Here is a 24896-nt window from a genome sequence, read left to right as displayed (position 1 = left end):
CCTACCGCTCATTCTTTCCAGTTTGAGGGGTAGGCACTATGTAAATACAATAACCAAACGGTATCCATACCTTATTAGTAGTATAGATACCGTAGAGTAAACATCTTATAAAATGATGCTTACGCGACTTTCTGTTTATTGCGTCCTTTCGTTTTACTAGAGGTGTCTTTCATTACCGCCCAACCCCCTACCGCCGCTAATGCTGCGTGGACATCGATGTTGGTCGAGTCAGCTAACAATGATTCTCCGCCCGTTGCTGGCTCGGTTTGAACGTCATCCGTTTGCGCCTCTTCTGGATTCACTTCCTCAGCCGTCGGTGCGCAAGTGCCATCTTCTGCTTTCACTTCACACTCTTCTTGTTCAACCTCTTGCTCTTCAGGTTCAACTTCACCGGCTACTGCACCGACAACACCCTCTACCGGTCCTGTTTCAGATACACCTTCTTCACCCGCTACTTGATCGGGTGTTTGTTCTGGTGTACCAGCGGCGGTCGGCTCAGTCGGGATGACAAAGTCTGCCCCTTCACCACCACCTGAACTTGTCGCTTGTAACGCAGCTTCTAGTCCGGAGACTGCGGTCTGAGCACTATCAGTAAAGACCGTCGTTAGCGCCGTACGACTTCTTGCGGCTTGACCAAGGTTAGACTCTGCAAACACCTGTTTCGCGTAGCCACTAAATAAACTCGTTTGAAGTTGACGTATCAAATCAAGCTTGCCTTGTGCTAACGAGATAATAAACGTTGCGGCTTGATCTGTATTACTAGAATCAAAAGTGAATCGACCATACTCGCCCACCAATACATCTTCTCTAAAGTTAGCAAAGAATAAGTCACTACCGTAGTGTCCCTGCATTCGGTCGAAGCCTGCGCCGCCTAAAAGGGTATCATCACCCCCAAGGAACAAGTCGATAGCTTCAAGTACTATGGTGCCCGGATTACGGGTTACTTTCGTACCATCACCACCAATTAAGTCATTACCCGCTTGACCGTCTAGTCTATCTGCACCATATCCACCAAAGATAATATCTCTGTCTGAACCACCAATAACGTTATCGTCTCCACCTATAGCGGTGTTTCCGGTTAAGGCAACCAGATAGCGACCCGCCGAATCGTTTTCGATTCGTCCATCATCACCAATAATGATGGTTTCACCAGAGCGATTGGTCACCGTATCATTGCCAACACCCGCAATGGCTTGGTCGTTGCCGTTGCCAAGTGAAATAACATCATCGCCACCTGTTGCATTGGTGGTATCGGTACTAAACAGTACGGAACGCACGCCGTTAATCAAGGTTATCTGGCCATTGTCGCCGATAATACTATCGTCGCCGTTGTTACCCTGTACGTCGTCATTACCATACCCTGCCAGAATAATGTCATTATCCTGATTACCTTGAATACTATCTCCAGAGCCAATATTTTTATTGGTTGTAAAGACCTGAACCGCTTTACCATTCGTGATGTTCACCTGACCAAGGTCACCAAGGATAATGTCTTTATCAGAACCAGTGATATTATTGCCGGATGTCGAGTTACCACCATATAAACGGTCGCTAGCCACACCACCAAAGATAATGTCATCACCACTGTTACCACGGACGATGTCTTCTCCACCTAATACTCGACCGCTGTTGGTCATTCTGACGGCAGAATCTATATCAGTATTCAAGATTCGGTTGGTACCCGTAAACTGTACAATCGTTCCTTTATCACCAAAGATAATATCATTGTCACTGCCACCATCTATCGTGTCGTTACCGACAAGAAGTGAGTCAGAGGTATCAAGGTTATCGTTGGCACTGTCAGCATCTAGCACCACTTCCAATACTTGAGTCGATAAGTCTAGGCGTGTACTTGTATCAAAGTTGAATCCTGCGTCACCGTAGATATGGTCATCACCAGCCAAGCCGAATATCTCATCATTACCTGAACCACCCGCGATATGGTCACCAAAATTACTGCCTGTCAGTGAATCGTCACCTAGGCCACCATAAATAACAACGGAACCTCCAGCTCCTGAGGCATCAATCGTGTCGTTGCCAGCGACTTTATATTCACGACCGTTAGCGGTTTTCGCCAACGAGGTCGCGTTGTAAGTGGAACCGTCTTGAACAGAATCACCCAATAGTATGAGAACACCTTCGCTATCACTACCTGTGACACTCATGGTGTCATCACCACCGCCACCATGGATGAGCGTAATGGCACCTTCTGCGGTATTCGAAACGGTGATGTCATCATTACCCGAACCAAGTAGCAGCTCAACCACTTCTATATCGTGGTATTCGATACCGTTACCGGCGGTCATTCCTAACCCCGTAATGGCGGTATCGGATAACAGACCAATATCGTTTTCTACGCTGCCGTCGTTAAAGACATTAAGCGTATCGGTCATTTCGTTTTCATTTAGGGTGATATCAATGATTGGCAAAGGACCATCGAGTTCCGTTGGCAAGATCACGGCCGTTGATAGAGTACGAGCTTTCCCTTCTGGGACTCCACCTTCAATGATCAGTTTTCCACGAATGTTATTAAGTGTATGCGGTTGAAGCGTCGCTTTCTGTACGGGTTGATTGCTGTCATCTTGATAATCTGGGTTAACCGACAATTCCATAACAATCGCTTTATTCCAATCGCCATCATTGATACCAAATGTAACGGTATTATCTGTCGCGTTAAAGCGTGTGTCACTGCTACTGAATAGCGTTTGCCCATCATTTAATAAGCTAACGGTAACGGGGGCCGTTGGCTTCTTACTCAACACAAGTGAATAATCGTCCTGTGCTGTTTGGCTCACTAGGGTCGTACCGTTGCTCGGCGTAACGATAACGGAACCCGTGTCGTTATCGAGAACAAATAGATCCAGTTCTGTATCGGCAACAACGTCATAGTCAGTACCTGTCAGGTTACTCGTCCCACTTAACACGACACTGGCTTGATACACATTTTCTACGTCACTGTCATCGGTAGCGACGACAGTAAACTCTATCGCCTTATCCCAGTTAGCCTGCGTAAATACAAGCGCGGGTCCTGTAATGGTTAATTGACTCGATCCATCGGTAGGCACCAGCTCGTTGACATTAATCGTGACCTCCTCACCCAGTTCCGGCATGGTTGCAAGGCGAACATTGAATGTCTCCTCTTTACCCCCTTCAGCCAAGGTTGTAGAGCCGTTTTTGGTTAAGATAATGTCCGCTTGATCATTGTCATTAACAGTCAGTTCAACGTTGTTGATATCAAGGCCGTCAAACGCCGGATTATCACTTCTTATGCTGTGATTAATCACATATTGACGTTGACCTTCTGCGCCGATGTCGTCTATCGCTTTCACAAAAATTGGTGTATTTGCATCCCAATTTAAACCCTGAGTATAGGTAAGTACTAGTGACTCATAAAAGTCCACATTGTTAGTTGAAACCAAGACACTCGCGGCTTCATTAGCCGTTTTCTCTTCATCACTGCTGGACGATCTTGCTGCAGAAACCGTAATGTAGGCAACCGTTCCCGCCAAGACATCCGCGCTCGGAATACCAATACCGATATCATAGCTATCGGTCAAACCATCTTCATCTAGCAACATAGCGCCACCAGTATCAACCGTTACGGCACCATTACTTTGGCTCGCGACATTAAGTGACACACCATTGACGAAGATATCATTGTAAGCATCATCATCACTCTCGACACTGTGGTTGATAAAGCTGCTGCGACCTTCTACAGAATACGAGACGATTGGGTTCACTACATCACTCGCGATGTTAAAAGTATCGGCACCCAGTCCGCCAATAATCGTGGTTTCCACTTTATTACTGGTGCTCAAGATATAGAAGGTGTCATTTCCTTCTAGCCCATCCACCTCAGCCAGTTCAACCCCTTGGAATCCAACATTCAACCCTGCGCCAAAGATACCGTCTTTGGTGATCATAAAGCTGTCGTCCGCTTCTGTACCAAGAACAATGACAGAATCCGTACCAGCACCACCATCAATTTTCAGTGCAGAGTTAATACTGTATTCAATCGTATCGGCACCATCACCACCAAACAATTCTACGTCAACGCTGTTATTACTTAGGCCGCTGTCTTTAATCAAGAACGCTCTAACAATAAAGCTGTCATCGCCATCTTCACCATAAAGCTTAGTGATGGCTTTGTTCGAGTAAACTTTGATGTTGTCGTGGCCATCACCACCGTAGATAACCATTGGTAGGCTATTACCACGGCTTAAGAAGCCTAAAGTGGTTTCAACTGTTTCAATCTCATCACCGGCCGCTACCGCGCCGAGTGACGATTGGCGGTCAATACCAAATAACTGACCAATCTGGAAGTTATCCGCACCTGCACCACCATCTAACGTTGTAATTGAGCTCGTGTCGTCACTAATAAAACTATCCGCACCTTGATGACCATTAATGGTTAAACGAGCATTGATATTTCTGTCGTAATTTACACGCTCTACTGTATTGCTGTAACCACCATTACCGTCGCTGTGCATAGCAGCAACGAAGTTGGCTCGCAGCAAGAACGTATCCTCAGCGGAGGTCCCGTTAATCGTCAATGTGTCCGCACCAGACGCTTCGCTACCAGAATCTTCTACATCAATGATATAGCCAGCATCTGCGCCTGTACGGTTAATGGTGTAACGATCGGTTCCGCTTTCGCCGTCCAACAGCAACTTACCGCTGCGTGTGTGCAACTCATTTACAGTCAGAATATCGTTGTCGTTGCCGCCTTTCACGGTGACATCGCCGTCGATCTGAACAACATCTATTAGTATTCTATCTTCCCCGTCACCACCATTAATACCAACGGTTTGTGCTAAAACGGTTCCGATAAGCGATATCTCATCATCTTGCGCTCCAGCATTAATAACCACGAGTTGCGCTTGCAGTGTCCCTGCAAGCTCAATTTTATCTTTACCGTCGTCCGTATCAACCACGATGGTTTCGGACATCAGTGTGCCCGTAACCATAATTTGATCATCGTCGTCATTACCATTAATGGTAATGCTATTACCCGACACAATCAGACCTCGAACATCAACGACAGCACCTATGCTGTCACTGTTACCGGTGTCTCCACTGTCAACCTGAATAGCAATATCTAGAGCGGCATCAAGTTGCGCGTCGCTATTGAGCAAGAATCCATCACCTGAGTTGACGTTAATACTGCCTTGGGTAGACGTCAATGTAATGCCGCTGTTGACCACAATATTATCATCAGCTGAATTGTCGGTTGAGGTAAGGTCAATATCTCCCTTGGCAAAAATATTTTCAATTATAGTCAACGGACTACGCGTAATCAGTGTCACGCTCCCCCCCGCCAATAAACCTTGGTCTAGACCGGCAACAACGCCCCCAACCCCTAATGCCCCAGTGTTGGTCACATAGGTGCTACCCGCTGTTGACTGGCCTTGGATATTACCCACTTTGGTGGAAAGTGCTTTGCTCGCTGAACCAATATCTTGTGACGCAAATAAAAACGTCTTACCAGAAATGACATTATCTCCCGACAAGCTATCATTCAAAATACGTCCGCTCGGCGCAGCAATAAATGCTATCGACGTACTGCCTGTTGATACCTGATTAAGATACAGGTCACCAACTGCTTCAATCACATGGCTATTTTTAGCACTCGATATGGTTAGGTTTTGACCTGCCTGAGACCCCGTATCCAGTTCAATATCTGCGGCTATCGCACCAACGGTATCGAAACGTGAGATAAGATTGATACTTGCACCAACAATATCCGCTACTTCACCGGAATCAATGCTGTCCGCTACGGCATCTAAAATCCCCATATGCGCTTGCAGATCAACATTACCGAGCGTTGATTCAATATGGTCAACGTTCATAGCGAGTTCAGTTTCATTTAAACCAATGTTGTTTAGTGCATTAGCCGTAATCGTACCGCCGGTTAGGTTGATGTCGAGGTAATTACCTGCCTCACCTATGCTACCGGCCATTGCAGTCAGTACGATGCTGTTCGCTCGTATGTTTTCATAAGGATGATCAAAGTCATCAACGATTGAACCGCTATTAGCAAGAAGGTCAACCACCCCTTCTCTTGCATAAATGGTGGCAACATTGATATCTGAGTTTACCTCGGTGACAAAAATAGCGACCCTAGCACGGGCCGTGAACGATGCATCGGCTCCTGTGTCAATGGTAAATCGAGCGGCACTTGAACCAATCGCCCCCTGACCCGCTTCAAGAATCAAACTCGACGAAGCAGAAACCGCCGCAGCTGATCCTGAGGAATCAACAAGAGACGCCTTACTCTTGATTCGTACATTATCACCGGAGGCATGCTCAACATTTAACGTTTGGTTTGAACCTAAGTACAGATTGCCCACGGCCGAAACATTCACCGTTCCGTAAGCAAGAACATCGACATCTTCACGTTGATCAATAATGACCTTGTCAAGTTGAGCAATACGATAAACAGAACTGCTAATAATTGATGCACCAACGGCAACGTCGCTTGATACCTTCTTAAGGTCTATCACTCGGCCTGCAATGCGTTGAATTTGATAAAACTTACCATTCGTTTCAACAAACCCTTGTTCTGTAAGGCCTACATTTTCCCAGTTTTGATTATTGGTATTAATAAAGGTGGTAAACAGTGGGCTACCACTGATTGCCGCTACATTCATATTCACCGAAATTTCAACGTTTAAGTCTGTTGTCGTTAGCGTTAATTTGTTCGCGGTTACCGAAGCGATTTCATAGAAACTACCTTCATCATTCGCAGCAGCACTGTTACCGGCGATGCGAATCTGCATTCCGGCAACAAAACCGTCCGCTTCCCAACTACCACTACTGCGAACCAAAGCATCACCCGTTGATTCATCGACAACGTTAACGACAACATCGACACGTTCTTGGAAAACAAAGTAAACGTCATTTCGTTCCGCTGCGGCCAATTGCACACGTTCTTCATCCGTGTAATCACCATCAAGCACTATCTCAACACTGCCTTCGGCTGAACCTATATTTTCAGAGGTCACTATCGTGATTTTTCCTGCTGCGTTTATATTTTCATCTTCGATTGTGGCTTGCGTATCTGTGATCGGTTTGAGCAAACTACCACTGATAAGGTTAAGCAATTCGTCTTCTGTCCAAACATGCACGCTGCCTGTTAGATCTGCAATTTCTTGCGGTGAAAGGTCATAAGAGTAGTCTGGGTCGAATGCTTCCCCACCGTAGGTCGCGTGTAAGGAATGGTATTCCGCATTTCGTTTATTATTTAGCGTTTGAATCGCATCATCAACAAAGGTATCTAACGCCGCGCCGCTCTTGCCTTGGTCTTCACCAAGTTGGCGGTAGTAATCACTATAATAGGCCGTTTCACCTGCGGAGATGGTCGCATTCACAGTAGAATCGTAGACCCCGTCAGATTGCGTATTTACGACATCCCAGTACGCTTTGTATTCACGTTCTCGAGCAGAAGAATAGGCATCAATAACATCGTCGATTTTTTTCTGAGCAGCGTCACTACCGCCAATCAGACCCAAACTCTCCCACACACCTGTACTCAGTTCTTCGTAGGTTCGTTCATCACGGATAGCCGTTGTATTCGCATCAATCAATGAGCCGTGGGCAACGGTAACCGTCACATCACCTGCACCACTACTGATGGATTTCAAACGCAAATCACCATCTGTTTCACTAATGAAAACATCGTTAACCGCCGTAATAGCAAGATAATCTTTATTCGCAATACCACCGTCTATATTTAAAGCTTGAGTTGCACTACCGACATGCCCTTCTGAATTAATATTGATAATGCCGCCACGAACAACCGCACTGGTTCCGGCGGCGCCTTGTATACCACCAACAGCCGACAAGAACACTTTACCGCCAGAGTCTCTTAAGATATCGCTGTTGGAAGCGGAAGTGATGTTGTTCACCACTAGTGGGCCATCAATTTCTGCGATATTAATTAAGCCACCGTTTGTACGTGCTGAAATACTTGCGTTCGACACGTTGGAAAGGTTCAGTAGTAATGCCATCGATGCCGCGTCATAGCTGCCATCGACATTAACAACCGGAACGCCACCAATATCTCTTGCCTCAAGGATAATGGTTTTACCGCCAACGCTGCCTCTGCTGACGTTGGTAATGGATGCATTGGTATCGATTGTTGTCGTTCCAGTTTCATTACTGATACTGCCTTGAATGATGACATCGCCGCCATTGTTTGAGGTTATGTTCACTTCCCCAGCATCATTACCGGTAAACTTGATGTTAAGTCCATAATCTGCTTTCAGTGAATGGGTGTAAACATCACGAACCTTCGACTCTTTTACAAATTTAGAATAATACGTTTTCTTACCGTACCATGTGCTTGTCGTCCATTTCTTAACCAACGACACTTCTTCGCTTAACGTTATCTGTGAATAACCGGGAATATATTCGTCAGATGATGAACCAGGGGCATATTCAAAATAGGCACCCTCACCACGTAACTGCGGCGTACCTATCTTCTCTGGTGTACCTGAGAATGAGACAGTAGCAGGGTCCGCAGCAAACGCGTCAATTCCTAACCATGAAGAGGTACCTTTCGTCGTATATATACGCTCAAAGCTCTCTTGTCCCATTGCCCATGAATACCTCCACCCTTCTTTCGGTGTATAGGTCATGTCGTTGCTACCCGCAGAGCTGCCACTTGCACTAATAATGCGAACACCGTTTTCATCTTTTTTATAGATGGTCTCAAGAGGGTTTGCGCTGGTGCCTTTTGCTTTATCTCTAATAATCAGCGTTCCTTCACCTCGTTGAGATGCGTCCAAGCCTAATATCTTAATTCCCAGCTCGGTCTCATTGGTCACGTTGATTGTGGCATACCCACCTAGCAATTCTATCTTTGAATTACTATTGGTATTTAGGATGTGTCCTTCCAGTTTGATATAACCGCCGCTGACACGCATGTCACCGACCACTATTTGGTCATTACTCGCATCATAAAAGACCGAGAAATCTTCATTACCCGCGTCGAGTCTGATCAATCCTGTTCGACCGGCCTCACGCCAACCATCCATCGTGTCCTGCATTGCCGACGTAATAGTGAGGTCGAAGATCTCTTTGCCACTTTGGATCTTACCGTTGATATTGATGTATTCAGCGTCAATAGAAATATTATTCGCGTAAATACTTGGTCCAACGATATCTCTATTAATCTGATCATCAATTACCGTACTATTTGCCACCCCTAACCCGTTATTACCTATTGCATTATTCCACTTAGCATATTCAGAACCATCAACAGAGTAGGTAGAACCCGGAGGCAAACTAACCACCAATGTACCTTTGGTCACCACTATCTGACTATCAACATCAATGTCAGCTTGAATGGTGATATCACCACTGCCTAGCACTGGTATACCACTTGGAGGAATAGCACCACTCAAGCTTTTTAGCGTAAGGCTTCCTGAACGGTTAGTGATTTCACCAATGATAGAAATAGAAGGCCACACGAGGATCGGTGTGTCGTTGCCAGGGAAGCGAAGCGCCAACTCCGCTTTTGCTAGATCCAAATCAACATCGTTGATGACACTGATTGTTGGCGTGAATACTGGATCAGCACTTAAACGCTCACCGTTAAGGTACGACCCCCCGTTTTCCTGAGGTATCGTGATCTTATTAATCACAAGTGATGCCGTCGTATGATTCAATATCGAAACAGACGCATCGCTTGGTGTCGTTACTGTTCCAAGGTTACTAAAAGAATCGGAGCGAACATCAATCCGACCTGCTTCCGCGTAAATATCATTTACAGTGATAATCGGCGTATTCACCTGATTTTGTACGAATACACCCGGCTTAACTTCTTCTAGCAAACCTTCTGCCAAAAGTAGCCCTTGTAAACGCGTTATCTCTGATTTGTAGAAGGCTTCTATATCGGTATCTGCCGCATTGCCGTCATTGAAAATATTCAGTTGCTCTTCTGCATCATCGAGGCTGTCAAACAATGAAGAACTCAGAGCAGAAATACTGCTACTAAAAGTAACACCATCTGAGGCTGAGTAGCCGTTGACGGAGCCATCATCGTTAAGGGAATCAAATGTCACCCATTGCTCACGGCGTATACCGGTTTCCAAGGTACCGTAGTTTGTCACTACACCTGAAGCACCTGTTGTTACATCACCGCCTAGATCCGCTGTGCCACCAAGCTCTGACGCCCAGTTTACCGTTTTGGTCTGAGCATCCATATTGGCAAAACCAAATCGCTCAGCATGCAGATTCATCTGCCTTGCGGTTTTTAAGTGCGCGCCGTTATTAACCGTAATGGTATTATTTTGCAGTAGTGTTGCACCGGCTGTCGCGTCATCGACAGGAATCGCACTGTCTGCAAACGCATCGATAAGCGCATGGATTTTATAAGCATCTCTATTGAAATCGGTATCGGTACCAACGGATACATTCATATTTCCGTACGCAGTAACTTTCGCATTGTTCTCAAATACCACCTGATTATCAGGGGTAATATTTGCAACCGATTTAGTTATCGTCACCGAAACAGCACCGCTTGAATCGGCTTCTACTGACGTCACCACCGTGCCTTTACCACGCGCTGAAATTTGAACATCCCCACTGCTGGTAAGGACCGCGTTATTGCCAATGCGTACCTTAGCTAATAGCTGATTATCTTTCACGATGACCGTTGCTCCAGTCGAAGCTAACGCACCGGAGGCATTAAGAATAACCTTGTCTGTAATATTAAGTACATTCAGAGCATTCAGTGAAATGCCATGAGTCTCATCATCGCTTGTCGCATTAATAACGGCATTATTCGCCACATTAATAGCGGTCTCTATATCGAGAATCGTACGGCTATCTGCGCCTGCGGCACTCGCTAGACCAATCGCAAGGGCGTTGATATAACCGCCTTGATCTTTCTTGATTTGATTAAGCGCGACAATATTGATGTCTTTAGCGTTAATCAAAAGATTATCACTGTGTCCGTTATCACCTAAGTTAACCATCACATCGGAAGTAATAAGGTGGTCAAGTTCAGCACCTGAGCCAGATAACAAACCACCCGACGCGGCGACAATCTTGGCATCAAAACGGGCAACGTGTTCTGCTTTCGCGTCTAGGATACCTGTGCCACCTAACACGCCAAGCGTAATATCGGTTTCATCACTGACATTAACCTTCGTATTGCTTGTGCTGAGTGTTTTGGCTCCTACACCTGCACCCGCTAATACGCCACCACTACCCGCTACCGCGTTTGCATAGTTATTTTCTGTCCCATATGCCGAAAGAAGTAAGTCATAACCGTTATATATCACGTCATTAAAATCAACAGTGCTATTGATATAAGCTTCGAGATCCGCAATAACCACACCTGCAGCAATGAAGCCTGCAGCAATACCATACGCATCGGTTCTTTGCGTGGAATTTGCGATAGATTTGACCGAACCCGTACCATATACCGTAATAGATGAGTCGGTAATGCCTGCGTTAACATTGCCCACCACTCGGCTATCAACGATAACTCCGGCCCCAGCAAAACCAATACCTGCGGCAATGGAGGTTGCATAACCTTCCGCGTAAACATCGTCATTGGTTTGAGCGAGAACGGCAAAATTACCCATACTGGTTAGGGTAGAATTGCGAACATCACTATCTATACTGATATCCACATTATTGTTGATCTCAGAAGCTGCGATAGACACAGCAATACTAATTGGAGCCAAACTCGCGGCCACCGAAGCAGCAACAGCCAATGCATCAATATCTGAAGCGCTGTAAGATTTAACGGTAATGCCTGAAGCCAAGATAGTCGCGCTATCTTCAATGTAACTATCTAAATCAGCATAGATGTTATTCGTTACACCAACCCCGGCACCTGAACCACTAATCCCAATGGCACCACCAGCTACCGCAACACTTGCCGCCACAAGATTTGCTTTAATGATCATTTGTGCGCGGGAATCCACGTTTAATGTACCGCTAGAATACAATTGACTATTGTCTATATAACTTGCTACCCGTAGGCGATCACTAGAAGAGCCTATATCGTTTTGGGCAATTGAAGCACCAATTGATACCGCGACACCACCACCTCCGCCACCGGCACCGGCTGCCGAGGCGGCGACAACCGTTGCGTTTATATTAGAGATATTTTTTGCTTTAACATCCACCAAGCCCACTTTATTAAGAGACGACCCTAATCGACTGTTTGCAATATAGGCTTTAGTGTCTCCATAGACTCTGTTTGAAGATTCCGCTCCTGCACCACTGATGGCAACCCCACCCAGTCCGCCTCCTGCTGCTGCAAGCGAGGCTGCAGAAGATGTCGCTTTTATCGTGTTACTTGCATTTGCCGTCAGTTGTACAGCGCCGCTGTTTAACTGGTTAACACGATTAATATAACTGTTCGTATTGCTATCAATCGTATTACGTGCAAGCGAAACCCCTACTGAGACTGATATACCACCGACGCCACCAAAAGCAGCCGCAAGCGCGGCGCCAACAGCATCCGCATTGATTTTAGAGGTATTGTTGCTGGTTAGCGTTAAGCTACCTACATTAATAGATTTACTACTAGCCGATGTGTTGTCGATATAGGTATTGATTTCGTTATAGACCGTATTGGTTGTATTGACTCCAGCGCCTGCTCCTGAAATACCACCAACACCTCCGCCTGTCACTGCTGCACTCGCGGCCACAACAACAGAATCTATGGTCATATTCCCTGTGGCTAACAAGGTAAGCGATCCAGTGGCGTTTATTCCGCTGTTTTTCACATACGCATTAACTGATTGGCGTTTGCTGCTGCTACCAATATTGTTGTAAGCAAAGGCAGCACCAAGCGCTACCCCAATACCACCTGCGCCTCCACCAGCACCTGCGCCTCCACCAGCACCAGCAAGAGATCCTGCTACAACAGTCGCGTCAATGTCTGATGTATCCGATGCCGTCACTGACACTGAAGAGGCACCGCTGACTTGTGTATTTTCGATAAAGGCTTGAGTTGTGCCAAAAATATCGTTCGATGCGCTAGCACCTGCACCACTGATACTAACGCCTCCAACGCCTCCACCAGAAAGTGCTGAGCTTGCTGCTACCGAAATAGCATCAATATTACTTCGAGTTGTTGCTGAAAGTGTTAATGCACCCGTGCTACCAATTGATGAGATGCCTTTTAGGTAAGCCGAGTTATTCATATCAATAGTATTGTTCGCAAGTGAGATACCCACGGAAATACTTAGACCTCCAACACCACCAGCGGCGATACCTAATGACGCAGAAACGAGCGTCGCCGTAATACTTGATGTACTGCGGCTTGTCACGTTAACACTGCTTGCCGTCACTGTTTTACTGCCGCCAGTATTATCTATATAACTACTCGCTAGGCCGTATATCTCGTTGGTTGCACTGACACCTGACCCTGCGCCAGCAGCACCACCAACACCGCCAATCGCAACAGCCAAACTCACCGCGATGACTTCCGCTCTGATAGTCATATTCGCTAACGCGTCAAGACTCAGTGATCCACTTGCATTGATTGCACTATTTTCTACATAAGAAAGAACCTTTAATCTATCGCTAGACGTTCCTATCTCATTGTGTGACACACCCGCACCGATTGATACACCAATGCCACCACCCGCGCCACCCGCGCCAGCTACAGCTACTGCCGCGACTGTCGTTGTAATCTTCGAAATATTTTGTGCATTTAATGAAACGATACCTGCTTGAGTAAGCGAGCTATTTTGCAAGTACGTCGCGGTTTCGCCTTTGATAATATTATTAGAATCGGCTCCAGCTCCAGAGACTGCCAAGCCACCACCCGCGCCACCCGCAAGGGCTAACGACGCCGCAAATGAGGTTGCTTTAATCGTATTATTCGTAATCGCATCAATGTCGACAACACCAGACCCGGAATTAACCGCGTTCGCGTTAGCAATATAAGACTTGGTATCCACGTCGATCGTATTGCGGGCCAACGCCACACCAATAGTCACCGTGGCACCACCGCCAGCACCAAAAGCACCACCTAGAGAAGCAGCACCTGCTAGCGCGGTAATCGTAGAGATGTTTGATGAACTTAATGTAAGGTTTGCGGCTGAAATAGATTGGTTACTGTTTAACGCGTTGTTGATATAACTTGCGACATCGGCATACACGGTGTTCGTCGTATTAACACCACTACCCGCCGCCGCTAAACCGCCACCAGCACCACCAGCAATCGCAACGCCACCCGCTAGAACCGTCGCATTGACGGTTAGATTACCAACCGTGTCTAGCCCAATGGTACCTGATGCATTTATAGCACTATTTTTAATGTAGCTATTAACCGTCAAACGGTCGCTTGATGAACCAATATCATTGGAAGAAACGGCTGCACCGATAGCCAGTCCAACACCCCCACCCGCGCCACCCGCACCAGAGGCGGCAATAGCGGCAACCGTAGCGGTTATTGTAGAGATATTACTTGCATCCGCATCAACAGTGCCCACATTCAGTAGGAACACATTGTCCAGATACGTTGCTGTTTCACCTCTAACGATATTATTCGAATCCGCACCCGCGCCTGAAATCGAGGCACCGCCGCCTGCACCACCAGCAAGCGCTAATGAGGCAGCAATGGAGGTCGCGGTAATCGTATTGTTGGTCACTGCATCAAGGTCTACGATACCGGTACCGGTGCTAACCGAGTTCGCGTTAGCAATATAAGACTTGGTATCCACGTCAATCGTGTTGCGAGCGAGCGCGACACCAATAGTAACTGAAACACCGCCACCTGCACCAAAACTACCACCTAAGGACGCCGCGCCCGCATCGGCTGTAATCTTCGACGTATTCGACGAGTTCAAAACAAAGTTCGATGCGGTTATCACTTTATTTATACCGTTTTGGTTATCAATAAAACTTGCTACATCGGCATACACGGTATTCGTCGTATTAACACCACTACCCGCACCAGAAATTCCGCCTCCAGCCCCGCCAGAAATCGCAGCACCACCGGCACCAACACCTGCGTTAATGGTTAGGTTGCCAACAGTCGTTAACCTAACGGCCCCTGTTGCATTAATCGCACTGTCTTTAACATAGCTTTTAACCGCTAAACGATCGGCTGATTCACCAATGTCATTGGCTGAAACCGATGCACCAATTGCAAGCCCAACACCGCCACCTGCCCCACCAGCCCCAGAAGCAGCAACGGCTGCCACTGTTGCCGTGATCGTCGATGTATTACTCGCATCGGCATCCACATTTCCGACGTTGATAAGAGAAACACCGTCAAGGTATGCCGCTGTTTCGCCTTTGATTATATTATTTGAATCAGCGCCCGCACCCGAAATCGAAGCACCTCCTCCTGCACCAGCAGCAATGGCTAATGACGCAGCGACAGACGTCGCAGTAATCGTACTATTCGTTGTCGCGTTGAGATCAACGGCGCCTGTCCCCGTATTCACTGCATCTGCATTCGCGATATAAGATTTAGTATCCACATCAATCGTGTTTCTTGCTAACGCCACACCAATGGTTACCGATAGACCACCACCTGCACCAAAGCTAGCGCCAAGTGAAGCCGCACCTGCATCCGCGGTAATAGTCGACGTATTGGAAGAATTTAAAGTAATACTCGATGCCGTAATCGCTTTACTGACATTAGCTAGATTATCGATGTAACTTTCGACATCAGCATAAACCTTGTTCGTCGTATTGACGCCACTTCCTGCGCCTGCCAGACCGCCGCCGCTTCCCCCCGCAATAGCGACACCGCCAGCACCAACACCCGCGGTAATAGTCAAGTTACCTAGTGCGGTTAGATCGATAGCGCCCGTTGCGTTTATCGCGCTGTTTTCCACATAGCTTTTCACCATCAAACGGTCACTAGATGAACCAATATCATTTGCGGATAAGGCTGCGCCAATAGCGAGACCAGCGCCTCCACCAGACCCACCCGCTCCGGAAACGGCAACCGCAACAACCGTTGCGGTTATTGTAGAAGTATTCGTTGCATCAGCATCGATACTGCCAACGTTAAGCAGATTAACGCCATCTAGATACGCTAAGGTATCGCCAAAGATCTGATTATTTGAATCTGCACCAGCACCTGACAATGAAATTCCACCACCGCTACCAACAGCAATACCTATTGATGCCGCCACTGATATTGCTGTAATGGTGTTGTTTGTCGTGCTGTTAATATCAAGCGTTGAGCTGCCCAACTCCAACGTTGCATTCTTAACATAAGCATTGTTATTACTATCAATCCTGTTACGCGCTAACGCCACGCCAATTGAACCCGTAATCCCGCCACCAGAACCAAAACCAGCGGCTAAAGACGCCGCTCCAGCATCCGCGGTAATCGACGAGGCACTATTTGCCGTTATGGTCAGCGAACTGGTCTTGATCTGTTTTGTCGAGTCAGTTGAATTGTCGATGAAACTATTTACCGATGAATAAATATCATTGGTTGCGCTGACCCCCGAACCCGCACCGGCAAGACCACCGCCAGAACCACCTGCTATAGCAAGCGACCCTGCACCCACACCAGCATTAATAGTCATCCCTGCATCGGCTAACAAAGTAATAGTTGACGTTGTATCGACAGATGAATCTTCAATAGAAGCATCAATCAATACACGTGCACCACTCATACCAATGCTATTCTCTGCAACAGCAGCGCCAATAGATAGACCCACACCACCGCCATTACCGCCCGCACCAGCAACCGCAATAGCCACAACCGTAGCATCGACTGTTGAAATATTTGTTGCCGTTACACCCACAGAAGAATCACTATGAATGGTGCTGCCTTTAATTTTCGCGGATGTCGAACCTTTAACGGTGTTGATAGAATTTGCACCACCACCACTGATCGAAATGGAACCCGATGTGCTGTAACTTGCCGCTATTGATGCCGCAACTGAGGTCGCCGTTATCGCTGCCTGTGAAGCTGCGACTAAATTCACCGCGCCAATACGGCGAGCTTGTGAACCAACAGATGCACCGCTAACAAGAGCGGAGACGTTGGTTGTTACATTATTTTCAGCGAGTGAAACCCCGATACTTAGTGTGCCAGCGGATGACGATGGCGAATACGCACCAGCCACAGACGCACCGACCACCGAAGTACTGATGACTGATTTATCTTTTGCTATGACACTTAATGAATCGGCTAAAATAGACTTGTTCGCGACATTCGCTGTGATGCCTGAATTGACGTCCACAACGATATTATTGGTTGTTGAAGCACCCACACCACTTAACGCACCCGCGCTGCCTGATGTTGATTGTGCGATTGCAACTGAAGCAGCAACCACCGTTGACGATATATCCTGAGCACTTTCAGCATGGGTATTCACCACCCCACTGATATTGATATCTGAGTTATTAATCAGTGCACTAACGGTATTTGCCTTGTTGCTGTTGTCTGGGTCTCCACCAATATTATTCTCGGCTAACGCGACACCAATCGAACCAGAAACACCAGTGCCAGTTGTGGAACTCGCGTAAGCGACACTTGCGGAAACAACCGTAGCAACGATATCTCCCGTTGCATCGGATTGAACAAAAGTACCAATCGTGCCCGACGATTTACCTGCTGTTGTTGATGTTTGATTAACAGTAGAGCCATCGATCTTCGCTTCGGTATCGCCATACACTTCATTGGTGACACTCGCGCCAGCGCCAGTGAATGAAATCGTGTTGGTTCCGCCACTTTGTATACCAACGGAAGCGGCAACGACGACGCCGACAATATCCGTATCATTGTTGGCTTTTACATCCAAACGCGATGTATCTAAATCATGGGTTGGTAATGTAATGGTGCTATTGTTTTCTATCTTAGCTCGCGTATTCATGCGAACTTTATTCATGCTTATAGCAGCGGCAACTGAAATGCCAAGCTTGCTATCAAAACCTGGAGAGGTTTCTTTGGTCACCGCTGCACCTAGAGCAATGGAGACAATGTCTGCGTTGCTATTTGCCTGATGACTGACCTTCCCTGTGGCACTCGTCAGATCGGTATTGCTGATAAGCGCATCAACATTGCTATTGATATTATTTTCCGCGTAAGTCACGCCAACAGCGCCATTTCCCGCATACGCAACACCTAACGCAACCGCATAAATTTCTGACTTATCTTTCGCTTCAATATCAACTGCGAAGCCAGCGTCATTTTTACCCGCAACCTGCATGTCTATAACATCTATCAAGAACGCGTCCACGTCCGATGTCACATTATTAATCGACACATTACCTGCAAGCGCAATACTACTCGTGGTACCAGCCGAGGTTTCTGCTAACCCTGACATAGCGACGGCCGCCGAAACTGTCACAACGGTGCTACTGTTTATTGCCTCGACCGTTAGCTGATCGAGCGTTACATTCGTTGCCCTTGAAATACCGGCACTGACTATAAAGGTTGCATCATTTCTAAGACCGATCCCGGCCGCGGCTAGCGCAAATTTTTGTGCCGAGGAGCTTGCATAAGCGATAGGGAATGCATAAACACCGCTTCGCTCGTTTGCTGACAGTTTAAGCGTATCCGCATTAAAGCTGGCTATGTTATATAGGCCAGATGACGTCGTGCTATTAACGGTATTAAAAATGAACGCACCAGAGATACTGATGCCATATGAACTATTTTCGACTGGAGGTTCTGTTTGGCCTGATGGGGTAACTTTACCGGTTGCGGAAGCGGCACTTACAGCCGCACCAATAATAACGCCATCACTATCGGCTCCAACTCGTGCATCACCATTAACGTTAACATTACCCTCAATAGTGACATTGTCACCTTGTGTTCCGATAAGCGCTAGCGTTTGTTTCGTCACGTCAGTCACTATTACCGAACCGCCGACGCCAATAGCGCCGCCTGATGCCACCGCTCCGGCCACTGCGATAAGATCAACCTGGTTATTAGCAACAACGCTCAGCCTTTCTTCCGAGACCACGCTACCTAAACGCGTTCCGACATCGATAGTCGCGCCTGATTGAATCTGCGCGACTGATGTACTATTTAGGTTGTAGCCCATATAAAGACCAGCAACACCTAATGTTCCATTACCGGAACCACTCGCGTAACCAAGCCCAATAGCAAATAGTTCGCTATCAGACTTAAGCCCTAATTTGTCCGCATAAACATGAGCACCATCTTCAATAATCGCGTGGCTATTCATAGTGACATTATTTATATAAACGCTTGCACCAACCCCGTTTAGGGCGTCTGTAGCACCTTTGGCTTTATTCAGTTTTTCGATCAGCGGAAGACCAGAAGAAGTGGACGTCGCATTACCTATATAATCAAACGATTTATTGACCGTTTTAGAAGTCATGTCGATATCACGAGCACTCAGTACCAACCCGCTATCAAGTATCGATTGCGCCGCAATATTCGCTTCTGGATCCGTTAACGTATCAAAACTGTTTTCCAAATCGGTACGTTGATTGACCTGTACCTGACCTTTAATTCTCGCATCAGACGATTGCGTTGAATCGAATAAAGCGAAATTAAGCGATAGCGAAACTTTTGCGCCAGCGGCGGTGGATTTAACCGAATTATCAACAAGATAAACATTCGAATCACCACCAAACAATTGATTAGGAATGCTGTTGTATTTATTACCTAATCTTTCCCACAACGTTACGTCACTAAAATCTGCCGTATTCATTCGCAGATCGTTAATGTCGTCGCCTAAATATTTGTAGACGGCGCCTAATAAACCGGTACTCGGTTTCAGTGCGGTTCCAGTTTGTAGCCAATCATAATTCCCTTTTTCTAGAGTACCTTCAAAACGAATAAGATCGCCTTTCTTGATAACGTAGTCGGTATTGATCATCGCATTCGTTATAAGTGTCGGTTTGACATATTTGAAGGTGGTATCAGAACTGATCAACCCTGTCAGGTTTTGTGCCTGAGCATCGAGGGTGATTTTGTCTAATACGTCAACCTGAGTAGACCCTTGCATATAGGCCTTCGCATCATTATTTAGGCTCGCAATAGTAACGGAAACAGCGGCACCAAATGGCACCTGTTTGAATGCGCCTGAGGTTCCAGCAGAACCCAATGCTTGAGACAATTGAGATGGGGTACTTGAAACGGAATTCACTTCAGTAAGTAAACGAGTGTCTACTGTTGCATGTTGTTGCAGTGTCCCGCCCACTTGAATATCACTAACCTGTCCTTCCAATCCAATCAGAGATTTAACTCTGTTCGTGTCGTCGGCATAAACCAGTGCAATACCCGCTGTAAATTTGGTTGGGGCGATGGCATTATCGTTTTTCAATGCGGTGTCCGCAAATGGGACGAATTTTCTGTATGTTTTTGAATTATCGAGTTGATTTTTATACTTATCGACATACTTGTCGATGATCGTGACCGTTCGGTCCACAATAGCCTCAGCTTTGGTTCCTGAGTTCCCTTTTATGTTCGCTTGAGCTTGGGTCGCATCGACAGTAACATTGCCTTTCGCTAGTATGGTTCCCGCTAGTGTCGCGACTGTTTCTCCAGTTTCAATATGAATGGCAACACTTGCGGCCAATTTACCTTCGCCACCTGCGTCACTTAATGCTTCAACATAGGTGAAATCAAATGTACTCGCATTAACCTCAAGATCGCCGTCGGTTACAATATTCGCGGTATGATCAACCAGTACTATCGAGTTTGAATCCAATAAACCCACTGCGACACTCGCAGAAAGCCCTTCTATGTCAGCAAGTGGTTCAGCTGACACATTCAAATAGTTCTCTGTTTGGCTGGCAAGACTCACGTCGCCTTTCGCCAATATTGTTCCTTTGATATCAACATTCGCCGTCGATTTCAGGCTGCCTATCGCGATCGCTAAACCACCAGAGATAGGTGATGATGCCACTCGGCCAATCGAGTGTGCTTTAAGCGAAATATTGTTTCCATCGAGAATCGCGTCTTCAGAGATGGTAATCGTTGAGTCAACTTCCGTGCGTGAATAGCCTGCGATAAGGCTTTGACTCTCTAGTTCGGTTTTCAGCTTCTCAGAGTTAACGGTCATCTGGCCACCGCTATAACCGATAGGTATTCCACCTCGAGTAGATTCTGCTCGTGCAGACAGTATTATATCCTTGCCTTGTATCGTGGCAGAGTTAACCGTTATTGATGCGCTGAGCTGATCTAAATTATAAAAACCGAGCCCAACGATATCATTGCGTTTATCGTAAGCATTTAACGTTATGTCGCCACTATTTGTCAGTGACGAACCTTGGGCTGAAATCGTCGCGCCATCATCAATAATGATGTGTCTAGCGTCAAAGGTAATACTACCAGCCGATCCCGTTAGGTTGTCAGTACTCAACGAAGCAGTAACGGTTATCGTTCCACCTTTTGAACGAAATTCTATATCTTGTCCAACAACAGAAGTATTATTAATAATATTGAGGTCACCACTGCTTTCACTAACCAACGAAAAGTCACCGCCAGTAATCGTTACCCAATCAAAATCCGTCACATCAAATGTGTCGCTACCCCCGTAAAAGACGACATCGTTTGTCGCCGCCGTACCATCCACCGTTATCGTTACTTTATCAGTACTAGTATCCGTACGGCCGCTAACATCAATGCGGAATTCATTATTGGCTGAACTGCCAATTAACATCGCATTGGTTGACGCAGCGTCCAGAATAACATCCATACTGCTTGCGTTTGCGTCTAATAATGTGGCACCTGTATCCGCGATTAATGATGCTTTTTCCACACTATCTAAATCGACTGAAGTCGATATAGTCAACGCAGAATCCGCAGGGTCTGTCCCCTTCCAAACCAATTCATCATCAAGTAGCTCAAACTGAGTATAGGCTGAAGTCGTCGTGGCCGAGATGGTATCAAACCCTGTGCCACCGGAGACCGAAACATCATCAATATCGATATCAAAGAAATCGATACCTGCAGAACCAATAAAGGTATCGCTACCCCCATTACCTTTTTGGGTTGTCATTTGCATTGAAGCAAGCAAACTCAAGCTCATTCCAGTAACAACAGAACCAGCAACGCTTCCTTGAGATAGCCCTAGAACATCAAGCAACGAAAGGTCAGTGCCAGCAACACCCAAATAACTCAACCCAGACAGCGACACGCTGCCTGAAGCCTGATTATAACTTGCGCTAAGCGCCCCTGTTTCTCTATCGTCTGTGGCGTTAATTAATGCAATCAGTTCATCAAGGGTTGTTGAAGTGGCCACATCTATGTCAAAGATGGTGTTATCAATATCATCAAGGGTTATACGTAACGTGGTTTCGGTGACTTCATTCCAACCTTCAACCAAACTCAGGCTGGTCGTTCCAGATACACCGTAGAAACCGCTCGCATCAAAAGTGTCAGTAAGCGCGCCACCAGTAAGTGATGACGATTCAAATCCAGTTAAAGAGATCAGTGACAGTTGCACAACCGCGGCGGTGTCAGTGACATCAGAGATCGCCAACTGATCGTTGTCTAAATCAAAATTATAATCCAACGCCGCATTACTGCTAAAATCAGCGATGATAATATCTTCACCACGACCACCTATCACGGTATCGTTGGTGCTGCCACTGACATATACCGTATCGCTGCCGTCACCTGCATCAATGACATTACTGCCTTGTGCACCTCGGATGACGTCGCTTCCACCATAAGTGAATATGACAGACTGACCAACAAAGGCAGTAAGATCGACAATATCCGCAGTCTCACTACCTGAAATCGAAATAATATCACTGGCATCAAAGCCAATGAGAGTATCAACAATATTACTACCTTGTTGATCAATAGAAGCTGAAACACCATGTTCGGCCACAATGTTAGTTGCTACCTGTTGACCTGAATAAAGGCCAGTGAACTCGATTTGCCAAACCGTGCCGTCTTGCGTTACGGTCATTTGACCGTAGTTCAAATTCAATGCTTTTTCGATTGCGCGGGAGACATCTCGTGCATCCGCATCCCACGAAATCTCATCAGTAATAATGTCACCGAAGGTGTCCGTTATGGTGAGTTTATACCCACTATCCGTCGTTATTATAGGGACATCTAAGAGCCACTTTTCATTGGTGCCTTGAGATAAGTCGAGTTCATAGTCACTTCCAGGTAGAGCGATAGTCGCACGTCCCGCAAAACTTTCTTTAACCGTATCGACTCCAGCACCCGAAGTCATCGTATCGGCACCAAGACCACCTATTAACGTATCCCCATAAGCAGAAGCCGTTATAGTGTCGTCATAATCCGTACCTTGTAACGTAATGTGATAATCATCTGCATTCGCAGCATTTAGTGTTCTGCCTAAGCCATCTTCTGATGTCGCTCTAAGGTAAACACTTTCTACCTCTAACAAGATGTCTTCTTCGCCACTTGAACCAATGCGAAGCTTGTTTGTGGTTAATTCGAAGTTTTCCGCTCGAACTTCGATAACCTCATCACTGCCATCACCGCCAGTTAAGTTATCTGCGCCAGCGCCACCAATAAGGATATCGTCTTTAAGACCACCAAGTAGAATATCGGCACCCGCACCACCGTCTAAGTGAGCCGATACATCCGCGGTAGAGAAATCAAAGTAGTTATCACCCGAACCACCTTTCGCCGCGAGAAGATCAACATCCACTATGCTGATCGTAAGATCCGTTGTTGTGGTATTGGGTAGCGTAATGCTTGTCGCAGTAAAGAGACTATCCGTGTTGTTCCAGTCACCATGCGTCAGTTTAAAATCAGCACCCGTAGCAACAACAGAGGCCTGGATATCTGTTCCTGTCGTCCCCATATCACGGTAAAGGACACTATCAAAACCACCATTCCCATCAACGCTGTCTGTAGACCCATCGCTATTAGCAATATCGTCTATAAAATCAACAACAAACAGATTATCGTTACTATCACCAAAAAAGGTATCGGCATACTCGGTAGAGCCAATTAAAGTGCTGATGCCCGTAACTCTATCAAAACCAGATGTCGTTTCATTTTCTAAGTCAACGGAAACTCCGCTTGTATAATCACTATAATCGAGGTAATCCGTGCCACTACCACTTATTGTATCGAAACCGCGAAAAGAGACGTCTACGTCTGTTGCTTGTTTTAATATAGAACCTGCAACGTCTTCCAACGTGGATAACACGCCTTCACCTTGACCACTTATTTTCCAATTGAAGCTGTCATTAATTGCGGAAAGGACATGTTGAGAATCACTACTGTTTGTTGCCTCAAGCTCTTCAATATTGAGAAAATCAACGATTCCATTGGTCCCCATGGACCCAGAGTTCTCCCCGCTGATCTGCCAAGTGCTTTCTGTAACATCAGTACCTGTTGCTACTTTGTCGGTACCGCCAGCACCATCAAATTGAAGAACGAATTGACGTTCACCGAGATCAAGAAAAGATTGGTCTATCGTCAGAGTTTCATCACCGCTCGTGCCTGTCACGGTGATAATACTGTCTACTGCGATGTCAGAGAGCTTACGCTCACCCAATATTGTGCCATTTACGTCATTATTGATTAACTGTATATACTGTTCATTCGCCGCATTTTCTATGACTTGTAACGTCACATTTGCGTCCGCGACCAGTACCGCTAATGGATCAGCCGATAATAATAGACGTGGCTCGAGTTGCTCTAACGCAAACGTGTTTAGATGCAGTTTTGCTGAGTCATCTTGCGTTGGTTTAACCGCTTTATTTATTCCTTCAAATAAACGGCTCAACTGAGGTAGGCGTCCTTTTGCGAACTTATTCTTGCGAGAACCATTATAAATTCGACTTCTGTTCAGGTGTTGATTATCCATAACTGTAACCCTGTATGTGACTTTCTGGCACGTAGAAAGCCCCTTAAAACGTATAATTCCGCCTACCTGCATAAAGCAAATTGCACAGCTTTACAGCTGTGCGGTATTTGCTTTAAGCGTAAGTACTCATTGCTTGGCTTAGACCTGATCGAACCAAGC

1 protein-coding gene is annotated in these 24896 nt (G+C 46.3%); it reads right to left on the bottom strand.

The window, feature by feature from the left end:
- Positions 1–119: 119 nt before the first annotated feature.
- Positions 120–24737, bottom strand: coding sequence for an LEPR-XLL domain-containing protein (locus L3V77_RS24525; protein ID WP_275137430.1), 24618 nt, complete (start codon positions 24735–24737; stop codon positions 120–122).
- Between the last annotated feature and the right edge of the window lie 159 nt (positions 24738–24896).

This window comes from Vibrio sp. DW001, from assembly GCF_029016285.1.
Lineage (GTDB): Bacteria > Pseudomonadota > Gammaproteobacteria > Enterobacterales > Vibrionaceae > Vibrio.
The sequence above is the reverse complement of the archived record's forward strand: the minus strand, read 5'-3'. Positions and strand labels throughout refer to the sequence as shown.

What these genes read in the sequence shown, in the direction of transcription:
- L3V77_RS24525 (WP_275137430.1), bottom strand. Translation starts at nt 24,737, where the DNA reads ATGGATAATCAACACCTGAACAGAAGTCGAATTTATAATGGTTCTCGC.